Annotated in this window: 7 protein-coding genes, 2 tRNA genes and 1 pseudogene; 3 read left to right on the forward strand and 7 right to left on the reverse strand. The window is 34.8% G+C overall.

The genetic code is table 11. The annotated features are described in order from the left end of the window. Window positions 1-213 precede the first annotated feature (213 nt). Both EDM02_RS01870 and EDM02_RS01875 read left to right on the forward strand, forming a co-directional pair. Complete coding sequence (locus EDM02_RS01870; protein ID WP_123662635.1) at window positions 214-678, forward strand: Hsp20/alpha crystallin family protein; 465 nt, start codon at window positions 214-216, stop codon at window positions 676-678. A gap of 222 nt (window positions 679-900) precedes the next feature. Then, complete coding sequence (locus tag EDM02_RS01875) at window positions 901-1,131, forward strand: DUF2188 domain-containing protein (RefSeq protein ID WP_123662637.1); 231 nt, start codon at window positions 901-903, stop codon at window positions 1,129-1,131. A 491-nt stretch (window positions 1,132-1,622) separates the two neighbouring features. Here the strand turns inward: EDM02_RS01875 and EDM02_RS01880 are convergent, their stop codons facing one another. The 6 genes from EDM02_RS01880 to EDM02_RS01905 all read right to left on the reverse strand — a co-directional run bounded on the left by EDM02_RS01880 (window position 1,623) and on the right by EDM02_RS01905 (window position 7,070). After that, window positions 1,623-2,768, reverse strand: a complete 1,146-nt coding sequence (locus EDM02_RS01880; protein WP_184891090.1) for an alpha/beta hydrolase — start codon at window positions 2,766-2,768, stop codon at window positions 1,623-1,625. Window positions 2,769-3,549: 781 nt separating this feature from the next. Beyond that, window positions 3,550-3,855 (reverse strand): RpnC/YadD family protein, encoded by a 306-nt coding sequence (locus EDM02_RS01885; protein ID WP_123662641.1) that lies wholly within the window; start codon window positions 3,853-3,855, stop codon window positions 3,550-3,552. 55 nt (window positions 3,856-3,910) lie between these two features. Next, a tRNA-Leu gene (locus EDM02_RS01890) sits at window positions 3,911-3,994 on the reverse strand. A gap of 215 nt (window positions 3,995-4,209) precedes the next feature. Beyond that, window positions 4,210-4,280, reverse strand: a tRNA-Cys gene (locus tag EDM02_RS01895). 11 nt (window positions 4,281-4,291) lie between these two features. Then, entirely contained in the window at window positions 4,292-5,917 is a 1,626-nt protein-coding gene (locus tag EDM02_RS01900) for a S1 RNA-binding domain-containing protein (RefSeq protein ID WP_123662643.1), read from the reverse strand. Between the two features lie 385 nt (window positions 5,918-6,302). Beyond that, window positions 6,303-7,070 carry an enoyl-CoA hydratase/isomerase family protein gene (locus tag EDM02_RS01905; protein ID WP_317614973.1) on the reverse strand — a complete coding sequence of 256 codons (768 nt, stop codon included), beginning with the start codon at window positions 7,068-7,070 and terminating at the stop codon, window positions 6,303-6,305. Window positions 7,071-7,379: 309 nt separating this feature from the next. Between EDM02_RS01905 and EDM02_RS01910 the strand changes: the two genes are divergently transcribed. Next, window positions 7,380-11,753 (forward strand): translocation/assembly module TamB domain-containing protein, encoded by a 4,374-nt coding sequence (locus EDM02_RS01910; protein WP_184891091.1) that lies wholly within the window; start codon window positions 7,380-7,382, stop codon window positions 11,751-11,753. Here the strand turns inward: EDM02_RS01910 and EDM02_RS01915 are convergent. Further along, window positions 11,754-12,143: pseudogene (locus EDM02_RS01915) on the reverse strand (integrase core domain-containing protein); the annotation flags it as partial. Between the last annotated feature and the right edge of the window lie 110 nt (window positions 12,144-12,253).

Here is a 12,253-nt window from a genome sequence, read left to right on the forward strand (position 1 = left end):
GTAAACATATCAAATTTTCTTAAAATAGCTTATGGTTTGCAAGGGTTGATTATATATAAAGCCTATAACTATAACTTAAAAAATAAAAACCGCATAGGGTTGCATATATTATTAATGGTATATATATTGCTGTAGCATTAAGTTATGTTAAAACCTTAATGAAGTATTTTTTCGTAAAAGTATACAAAACTACAAAACATAGAGGAGGTTATTATGACATTCAATTTACCTTTTATAAAACATAAATCAGACGAGGGAAACCTAACCAGACGGGATCACTTTCACAATTTATTTAATGATTTATTTAATGAGTTTTATTCGTTCCCAACGTCCGCTTCAGTTGGGAACGAAAGAAGCATATTGCCAAGAACGGATATATCAGAAACTGATTCAGCCTATTGTATCGAAGTGGAATTACCAGGCATGCAGGCCAAAGATATAGAACTAAAAATAGATAACAATATGTTAACTATCAAGGGAAAAAGAGATGAAACAACTGAAAGTAAAGAAAAAAATTATTATATGCGCGAAAGATACTATGGAATATTTCAACGTTCTATAACTTTACCTAGTAATATAGATGAAATGCATATAGATGCACAATTTGATAATGGCATACTATGCATAAACATTCCTAAAAAAGAAATAGGAAAAACAAAAAAAATAGATATTAAATAATAACTAATAAACACTATAATAGATACCAATACGTATCCAAATTACAAACAAATTTTTACTGTTATGCATATAAATATAATTTAATATAATATAAGGAATACAGACAGCTGCATAGAGTTGTATATGTTATTAATGGTATATATATTTATTATAGTATTAAGTTTATATTAAAACTTAATAGAGTTTTTTTGTAAAAGTATATAAAACATATAGGAGGTTATTATGACAGGACGAGGTCAATCACCAGAAGCAAAAGGTCATTTCTTTCATGTTACTCACAACAAGGAAGCAAACAAATGGCATGTAAAAGAAGTAAAAGCTACAGACTACGAGTCCTATGACTCTAAGGAAGAAGCTATTAAACGAGCAGAAGAACATGCAAAAAGTACAGATCATGGGCATGTAGTTATTCATAGGGAAGATGGAAAATTTGATACTATTGAAAATTTTTAGCTATCAGTAATGAACTCATGCAAGCTAGAAGGATTGAAATATACAAATAATTAATATTTCAAGCTTTTTAGCTTGTATGTAGTTGTTTGCATTGCAAGCATCCTCGCTACCTCAATAAACCGTCCAAATATAGGTAGCTAATGTGGTGCTGAAAAATAATTTATAGGAAATGCTACCTTAGTGTCCCTAGAGGCTGACATACACCGGTCTGCAAATTCTTTCGACTCTCCCCACTTGGAAACAAATACTGCTTCATTACCTATATCAGAATAGCCCAGCAATGGTAATTCTATTATTCAAGCTGAAAAGCTTATAGTTCCTTCTGTTCCATTTATACCTTGCAGTTTTTGAAAAGGGTGCTTATTTTGATGGAAAGTGTAAAATGGGCAAATCAAAATTTTTTAAAAATTCTACTGCCTTCAAAATCATTATAGCTTCCCTTGTCTGTTATGAACGCATGTTGTTTTCTTTTGTTTGTGCCTATAATTTTTTTATAAATTTTCATCTATAAATTGGTATAAAACTGGTAGCATACGACTAGGTCTCATCATACTTTCTTGACGATCTATTGTTTTATCAGACATAGGAAATAAAGTATCACAATGTGTAATACCTTTTATAATACAAGAGGTGATATTGTGATCACCAGGCATATCCATTCGATATGGTTCAGCCCCAATATGGGTAAGATCTTCTAAGCTATCTCCCCTACACAGTTGTGATTTTAGTGGAACTACGTAATCATGTAGCCCATTTGGATCCCCAGTTATAAATTTAGCAGTATGCTGGTTGCAAGCTTGTATAATTTGGGTAATTTCCTGATCATTTTTATTTTGCTCTTTATATTTTTTTATAGCATTGCCACAAATATTGCTGTAGTCATTTTCGTAACCTCCAATTAACAAAATGGGTACGTTATCTGTTTTATCCCTCCCACGTAAATAACGGGTTATCGATGCCATACGGGAACTATTGGGTAATAGTTCTCTAACGCCAGTATAAAATTCCACAGGATTAGGTTGTTTGCGTAAGCTTTCTTTAAAATCAAGAAAATTACCATAATAATTCAACCCTATTCTTTCTATTCCACTGAATATTGATATCTGCTTTTGGTTTACCGTGGCTCCCATGATCTCTAAACCTTGGTGCAGACTCCGTGCAAATTGTTTGGTAGCCCAAGGTCCATTTGTAAGATAATACACACCTTGTAATGGTGCATTATGGGTAACAACACCACGCAAGTTAAGTGCATGTTTGTATTGTTGTTCTATAAGTACGGTTATCACGCCTCCTTGACTTTGCCCTAGTATAAATAAAGGAAAGGTATTAACATCTTTATGATGCGCTTGCAACTTAGCTACTATTTCCTCATATACCAGTTTTGCTTGTTGCACTAGGTCGACATCCATACTAGTTTCTACTCTTGATTCTGAATTTATAATCAGTACTTTTTCTTTATATTGATTGCGGAGAGCTTTTGCTAAAAAATCCATTTCACTTGTATCCATACCTAATCCATGTAGTAGTACAACGCCAAAAATTTCTTGTGCACTGATATGCGAAAGCGCTTGGCTTGATAGGTTAGTGTGGGTTACGCTAGATGCAGAAAGGGGTATAATTATTTTTGATTGATCCATCTGATAGTTATGTTTACTGCAAGCGCAAATTGCCTGTAAAAAAAACACATGTAACCAAAGGTGCTTTTGTATAATTTTTATTATGTCCATATTATTTTTTTTAAATTGAAATTACTACATTGTTCTTTATGTTTGTTCTTTATGTTGTTTACCTGTAATAGAAAATTATATTTTAGCATGATAATATAAACACATTATAGTGAATAAACGCATTTAAACAAAGTTAGAAAAAAAAAAATAAAATGCAAGCGGAGACGAAATCGGAGACTACCTTTTACACTAATTACCTATCATATTCGAAAAATTGAATGTTTCGTTGCGATATGCAGTGGCGCTAAATGCTCATCGCATAATATTACAAGTTAATAGATAAGCAGCTTTTTTAAGTCAAAAAATCGAGCGCTTATTGTTTGTGGCAATTGAAAATTACAAAAATGTACAACCATGAAATACATAGCAAAAATATTTTTATTCTGTAAACCTATTGTTGCTGTCTACATAGCTCATATATGCAGCAGCTGTGCCAAACAGCATGCAATGATGCTGCCTACCCAGCAGCCCCAACAAGTTGTGCAGTCAGTAGCAGCTGGAAAAGACAGTCACTGCTGTGGCAATTGTCCTAATTTACATAAGGCAGCAAAAAAGGGCATACTTTATGATTAAATTTGAAGGCAGGATTTAAGGGTCTTATGTCTATTTACACAATCTTGTAGAAAGACCTGCTTAACCCCTTACGAATTTATTATGAAAAAATGGGAAGAAGAACCTGATAAATTTATTACTAAAACAAACTACCACAATCTGGGACTAAACAAATGTCTAATCTGCCTTTCAGCAGGTTATTCGTTATCTCACTTACTGTAGAGAATAAGCCGCTATAAACGCTGTTTATAGTTAGTGTACGAATAAAAGAGACATCAAGTCCAGTAATATGCGCAATAAGGGTAGCATCCATATTATTAGCTAACATCTTTTGTGCTATTTCAGCTTTTTCTTTCTCCATACCTTTCTCCATGCCTTTCTCTATACCTTGTATGATCCCTTGTTGCATCCCTTCATCAATATATTTTTGCGCAATGGTTCGCATAATCGTAACGGATACGTTTTTTAAAGCGGGTTCCTATTTATAATAATATCCATTGTACCTGGGGCCGGAATCGAACCGGCACGATATCACTACCATTGGTTTTTGAGACCAACGCGTCTACCAATTCCGCCACCCAGGCAAATAAAAAAGTAAGGAAGTTTTATAATCCTCCTATCGTCCTATCGTTGTGTTCCCTTTGAGGGTCCTCCCCCTCCATTATTTATAATAAATAATTTTATGTTATGATCAAAGTGAAAATATCCTATTTATGCCTTTATGCCGTTAAAAACGAAAATAAAATACGGTAGCAATTGTAAGCACTCAGTACCAAACCTATTAGTACGAAAAGAAAAGAGGTCGCGAGTGGATTCGAACCACCGTACGAGGTTTTGCAGACCTCTGCCTAGCCGCTCGGCCACGCGACCAGAATAAAAACCTACTCTACACTTTCTTCTTTTGTTTTCGGTTGATTGTCTAATTTGTCCTTTAAATCGGCAAAAGCTTCAAATCCTCGAGTTGTTGATTTTGGTATAGCAGATGCGTTAGAAGCAGGCATAGGTTTTCTTACAGTTTTTGTAGCTGATGATGTTTTAGCTATTTTTCCTTCTGCTCTTACTTCTCCTTGCATGTCACTTTTGCTATCTATTGCCGGATTAAAAATAATTTGGTGGGATACAATTATTTTTTTATCTGCTTTAGAAAATTTCAATATTTGAAAATCCAATTCCTCTCCAACTTCTCCTTCTTGACCATTTTCTTTGATTAAATGCTGCTGCGATACCTGTCCTTCTATACCGTGTGCTAGCTCAACAAAGGCGCCACGGCCTGGAATCTTTTTTAAGATAGTACCTTTATATACGGATCCTATTTTAAAAATCTTTTCACAAGTGTCCCATGGATTTTCTTCTAGCTGTTTTAATCCAAGTGAAAGGCGCCTATTTTCTCTTTCAATACCNTGTTTAATGCCTAAAGATATTTTGTAGTTTTTTCGATCTAACAACAACACACAACTCTCAATGATGTCACCTACTTTATAGTGTTCATTGATATCACGCAAATATTGTGACCACGAAATTTCTGAAATATGCACCAGCCCCTCAACCCCAGGCATCAACTCTATAAAAAGACCATAGTCGGCAATATTGGTTATTTTACCTTTAACGGTAGATCCTACTTGTATAGTATCTGGAAGCAGATCCCACGGATGGTCCTGAAGTTGTTTCATGCCCAAAGAAATACGCTTCTTATCTTCATTAAAGCCTGTTACCACTACACGTACTTGTTGACCAAGCGTGAATATCTCTTCTGGATGGGCAACTCTACCCCACGAAATATCAGTAATATGCAGTAACCCGTCTATGCCCCCTAGATCAATGAAAGCCCCAAATTTCGTCATGTTTTTAATATAACCCTCCAGGATTTGGCCTTTTTCTAGGTTACTCATGATTTCGAGTTTTTGTCCCTCTAATTTTTTCTCGATCAGTGCTTTGTGAGAAACCACTACGTTGTCATTGGTATGATTGATTTTAATAACAGCTACATCAATGGTTTTGCCTACGAAAACATCAAAATCTAAAACAGGTCTGATGTCAATCTGAGAACCAGGCAAAAAAGTTTCAATATCACAAACTTCTACAATTAATCCACCTTTTGTTCTGCGTTTGACGCATCCTTCCAACACTTCGCCATGCTCTAAAGCATGTTGTATTTTCTCCCATGCTCTTACCAATTTTGCTTTTTTGCGGGATAGTACTAATTGGCCCTGGGCATTTTCTGTTTCTTCTATATATACCTCCACTTCATCACCTGTTTTTAATTCAGGTAGATCTCTAAATTCGGAAGCAGAAATTAAACCATCCGATTTGTATCCCACACTAACGATAATATCTCTGGGAGTTACGCTTATAACCGTTCCTTTGACTACTTCATACTGATTGATAGAGCTTAGAGTAGCCTTGTATGCGTCAGTAAGATCTTGTCTTTCTTGATCTGTATATAGACTGGCTGGCTTGCCAGCATTATCATATTGATCCCAGTTCAAAGCGCCTTCTCTTGTATTCATAAAGGTGAGGTATTGTTTATTGTTACGTAACAATAGCTAAAATTAGGAGAAAACCTCTAAATCTAAGTTTTATTATTGCGTGGTTAAAAAATTAAAAATATACGACTTCTATAACACAACTTTATAAACTAAACGTATCTTAATCTATAGTAAAATAAAGAAACGAAGTTACAAAAAAAATATTAGCTATCATATTTATATTCCATAATCTAAAACCTATGACGTAAACTGCAACTGCAATAGTAGCACACTTTTTAATAAAAGCTTATAATTAGGTTATGGCAGTAGATGCAGATACTGGCAAGCAACTCTTGTATCATGTTATGATTCGACCCTTGCAGCCATATGGTGAGCCAGCCTTTGCGCCATGTTTTAAGTGGCCCTATTATTTTAAAAGCACTTTTTTATCAATTATTTTTAATAGATTTTCCTTAAGTTCTACTATTTTAAAACAATTGGCAAAGCCATTTGCTTCTGTTTGAAAGCCATTTTCATCTGGGTTTTCAGCCGCATTCACACAAGCTACCAACATACCCAATGCCACATCTGCATTATTTACAATAGCCATAAGCCATTTTTTAGCTTTTTTTAACATTTCTTCCTTGTAGCTCACCACTTCGCTCACTAGCCCTATCTGTTCCGCATATTCTGCATTAATACGTTTTCCGGTCATCAGATATTCTAATGCTTTAGTTTTACCTAATAATTTTGTTAACCGTTGGGTGCCTCCAAAACCAGGAATAATGCCGTAGGCGATTTCTGGAAAAGCAAAAAAAACATTTTCAGAAGCAAGCCGAAAATGGCAAGCCAATGCTAATTCGAAGCCAGAACCCAAAGCACAACCGTTAATAGCAGCTAAAATAGGCTTGGGACAATTTTCTATAAAAGAACATACCTCTTGACCATTTTCTGCAAACTTTCTTGCATTTAATTCACTTAACTTTATCAATTCAGCAACATCTGTTCCTAATGAGAAGATTTCTTCTCCTTCTCCAGTAATAATCACTCCTTCTATCTTGTCATGGTCATAAACTTCTTGAATGGCACTCCGCAATTCACTAAGGCTTTTTTCTGTTATAGTAGAAGATTTTGAATCACCTTTAAACGTAATGGTTAAAATACCATCTTCTAGATTACTGTATATTGATTCCATTTTTTCCATGCTGGGCGCAAATATGTTTGATGGTCTAAAGTATAAATTATAGCAAGTTAAAAATACTGCTTTTCTACATTTATGTTATTGTATGTCTATACTAGACAATGGTCTACATCCTTTAGACTAGGTAAAGGAGCTAAAAACTGTACTATCCAAATATACAGGATATTTGAACAGTTAAACAAATTTTTTCAGAAAGTTCAATAGCACCCTATAAGGAAACAGAGAAAAGCACAAATCCATTCTCTGATTTATAAGCTTAACATGCATTCGAGATTGGATTTAAACCAAAGCCATTATACCTTTATGATGTGCCACAAGCTGGCTGGTTTTTACCAAATCACATTTGTTACTTCCTTGGCCATGAAAAAGTTAGACAAATATTTTAGCATAATACAAACGTGGCTTATAAAGCCACTTCGAAATATATTGTGCACTATTGCGCTACTAACGATGGCTATTGTAGCGATATTACATCTGCCAGCGGTACAGCAATCACTACTCGGTAAAACGCTTAATTATCTACATAGCACAACAAAATATCATATCACATGTGACACGATGCGGCTAACCTGGCTACAGCATATTGTATTAAGAGGTATAACGGTTACAGACCCCCAACAAAAACCCTTATTTACCATTAACGAATGCAATGGTAGCTTCCATCTATTGAGCTTAATGCTGCTAAAAGCAGATATGATCGATTCCATTTCAGTATCTGGTATACAGCTTTATTTAGAAGAAAATAGTACGCAAGATTTGAATATAGCAACCTTTTATACCAACGTTATCTTACCCTATATACCAGCCACAACCACAGACCTCTCTATACGAGCATTGCAACTAAATGATTGCAATTTACACTACTATAATCAAAGAAAAAAACAAACTATTACGGTAGAAAAAATAGATCTACATATAAAAAATCTCTTCTCCTCTACCCATCTTAACGCAGGCAGCATCACCTCTCTTACTTATAAAGCTACCAATGTCCTACCCTTCGAGTTAAAAAGCTTTATTACAAAATTTCGTATCACTTCCCATAATATCCTATTTAAAGAATGCCAATTGCTTACCAAGCATAGCTGCCTGCAGGGCGATTTCGAGTTGCGTAATACCAAGCATCTTGACATTTTTTCTGATCAAGAAAATATGATATTAGAAGCTACTTTAAATGAAACAAGCTTATCTTCAATTGAATTAGATCAATTTTCGGATTTTTTTAAGGGGGTGGATATGTTATATAAACTTGATGGCGTAATTTCCTTAACGCCCCAATCTATGGCATGGAAAGACTGTAAGCTTACCTTTGGCGCATCAAATAGCTACTTTGAGAGTACAGGGTGCTGCAACGAAATTAATAAACAAATGGTAGTTAATATACTGGTTAATAACGGCTTATGCTATATAAATGACTTACGACCACACCTACCACAAACGTTAAAAATAGATCCCTACTTAACTGAATTACCATACATAGGTTTAACCAATACAACGCTTATGGGTAATAGCCAAAAAGCTAAGCTAGCTGGGCATATCACCACCCCTATAGGAGCTGTACATACAGATCTCATCCTAGAAAATTTAAGTGCAAATCTACAAAATTTAACCTATGTTGGTAACATAACGCTGCATCGGGTAGCCCTCAACGCGCTTCTGCCTATGCTCCCTATTACCGCTATTTCGGCAGAAGTTTCCATACAGGGGCAAGGAGGCAGTATACAACGTAGCACCCTAAATGCAACAGCCAACATAACAGAACTCAAGACCGCTACTTATGATTATATAGGGATAGAGGCATCTTGTACTATTTCTAATACCATAATGGCATTTAATGTAAATAGCAAAGATCCCAGTGCAAAGCTAACGATAGCAGGAAATTATCATTTTGGGCCCAAAAAAAACTTACAAGCAAATGGAATAGTAGCACAAATGCATCTATCCAAACTGGGTTTGATGGCATTTCCATTAGAAGTAAATACACAATTTTCATTAACGCTCCATAATATTCTAAGCAATTTTCCGCAAGGAACGCTCATTTTTAACCAATGCAACATTCAGGCATTGGAAAAAAAAATAATTTTGAAACAAATAACCATAGGTTCAGCGCAAAATGGAGAGGAAAATATATTAACCCTAACCTCTCCATTTATGGACTGTAGGCTAAAAGGGGTATTTACCCCTGAGGGACTAGGCAGTCATATAAAGCATTTAATGTCCATTAGAGATGTAGCAGACCTCACCAATCGAGCAGACCAGGCAACTATACCCACTAAGTTTAGTATACATTACACCATCAACTGTAAAAAGGTATCCGCTCTATTAAATTGGTTTTATACTGATTTATATATATCTCCTGAGACCACTTTTTTGGGTCAACTGCGCTACGATCATGCGTATTATTTTTCCTTAGAGCTGCCTACGGCATCAACTATCTGTTTTAAACAGCTGAGTTTAGAAAAGACAAAAATACATTTAACGATTAACCATTTAACCAATCATATCAAGCGACTTGTTCGGTTGAATTTCTCCTCAGAAAAGCTAAACTGGAATAAAAAAATACAAACAGATCATCTAGCTCTCCAGCTGCTAATAGACAAAAATACATTTACTATGTCAAATACATTATCTTGCCAACCGCATCATAGTACACTATCTTTAAAATGCTCTGGAACGCTTATGCAAGACGCCATATACATTGATCTGCTGCCTTCCTGCTTAAAGACTCACGGTAAAATATGGACTATACAAACGGAACAAACCAGCGTTATTTCTAAAACAGCAATAGACATTGGAAATTTATCTATAGCATCTGGAAATGAAGGGCTCTTTATTGGGGGTAAACTTTCTGAATCTACAGACAATCCCTTGCATTGTACTATACGCAATCTTACGGTAGACCATTTTTTAGAAGCAGTGCAAGGGGCTGGAACTATGGATGCGCAACTACTGGCTTATCTTCGAAAAGGTCATTTTATTACAACAGGTACATTAAGCCTAAAAGAATGCACCATTAAAAATCATCCGATAGGTTCTTTTACTACAAAGGTAGATTGGGATTCATCGGAAAATAAACTAACCCTAGGGGGCATGCTACAAAAAGCAGGACAGCAACTATTACAAGTGCATGGTTATTATTACCCGGAAAAACAACAAGATAACCTAAATATTTCCGTTGGATTCAACAAAATGGATCTTTACCTACTCAATCCCTTGGTTACATCTGTATGCTCAGAAATCAAGGGGGAAATAAATGGAAATTTTCAAGTAACAGGTAGTCTAAATGAACCGAAGCTAAATGGTAAAGCCACCATAGACAAAGGACAACTTAAAATTAACTACCTAAATACCCTGTACCAAGTCACTGGAGAGATAAAAGCCAACCAGAACGTATTATATATTAACCAACTCTATTTGCAAGATGCTCAAAAAGGCCATGCCCATTTATCTGGAACTATTGGCATACAAAATGGATTCCCTTTGATGCTTTCGGGCAAAGTAGAACAGCTGCATCTGCTCAATACCAGCCAATCAGATAATATTGATTTTTATGGAAATATATATGCCTCTGGAACGGTACAAATACAAGGACCTATTAAGGATGTAATCATTCATATGCATGCGAAAACCCATAAAGGTACTTTTACCATTATTACACATGATAAAGAAAACATAGAAAACACAACCCAACTGGTACGGTTTATATATAACAAGGAGCATAAGCCATCCAATCAGTTATCTATAAAAGATCCATATCAAGATAAAGCAGCTGTAAAATTGATACTGGGTTTAACCATACTACCGAATGTAAAGACTAAGGTATTATTTGGCTCTTACAATAGTAACGATATGATACAAGGCACGGGGGAAGGAAATATTCAATTAGAAATAGGTACCAATCGCAAGCCTTATCTACTGGGTAATTACCGCTTCAAAAGTGGTACTTGTACTGTTTCAGTTTATAATTTAATTCAAAAAACATTTACTATTACACCCAATAGTCAAGTAACCTTTAATGGTTACCCGCAAGAAGGCATTGTGGATATTAAAGCAACTTACAAACAGATGGCATTTATAGCAGACCCTTCCGAGGAAAGGAATGATAAGGAATCCGTTCAAGTAGAAATTTCCCTTTCTGCCTATGGCAAATTAGTCAACCCTTCTATTATCTATGGGATTAGATTTCCATTAAAAAGCGTAAATGCTCAGATCAATACAAAATTAGAAGAATGTTATTCGCAGGCATTATTAGATAAAAATTATCTTAACAAACAAATTTTAAGCCTATTGATAGCTAAAAAAGTGTATGACGTTAAAAACATAAACGGCTGGGACGCCCTAAGCGCTAGTATAAATGATTTAATTGCTCAGCAAATACAAAATTGGACAAACATAGAGATAGAAACTGATTTAGATATTAATGCATGGAAAAAAAATGAAGAAACACATCCATTGCAAAAAACAAAAATTAAAGTTAGTTATCTATTTTTATCAAACCACCTTAAACTTTCAAGTGCATTTGGCAGATATTCTAATCTGTTCAATGATTGGGAAATTTCTTATCAAATTTCAAAAGCGCACAATATGAGTTTCAAGCTTTACCAACAACCGATAGAAAATATAGGTGAAAAGATTGAACTTTTTGGTATAAGCCTTAGTTATACTAAGCAATTTTGGTAACTACAACTGTTCACTATGTGAATTGTTTAGTCCCATATTGTAGTGGTTTGGTTTAGTAATAAATTTATCAGATTCCTTTTCCCATTTTTTCATAATAAATTCGTAAGGGGTTAAGCCTTTAAGTGTTTTAAGCTTTTTAGCAAAATTGTATGCGTTAACAAAATCATATAAATGTTGTTTAAATTGCTCGTGATTTTCATAATAATAGCGTTTTACAGTTGCCTCTTTAATAGTACGATTCATACGTTCTACTTGTCCATTCGTCCATGGATGGCTAATTTTTGTTAGTCTATGTTCAATAGCTTGTTCATAACAAACACGATCAAAAATATGCATACCGGCATACTTATCTTTTGATTTGTTGGTAAATTGGATACCATTATCTGTTAAATAAGAAGTCGCGTACTGCTTCTATGTATATTTTAAATTTTCTATTGCAAAGGTCTCGAAATACAAATGTTTAGTATCCGTTCAGCAACCGTTCCTTCGTCTTTGAAAAG

The sequence above is a fragment of the Candidatus Cardinium hertigii genome (assembly GCF_003788695.1).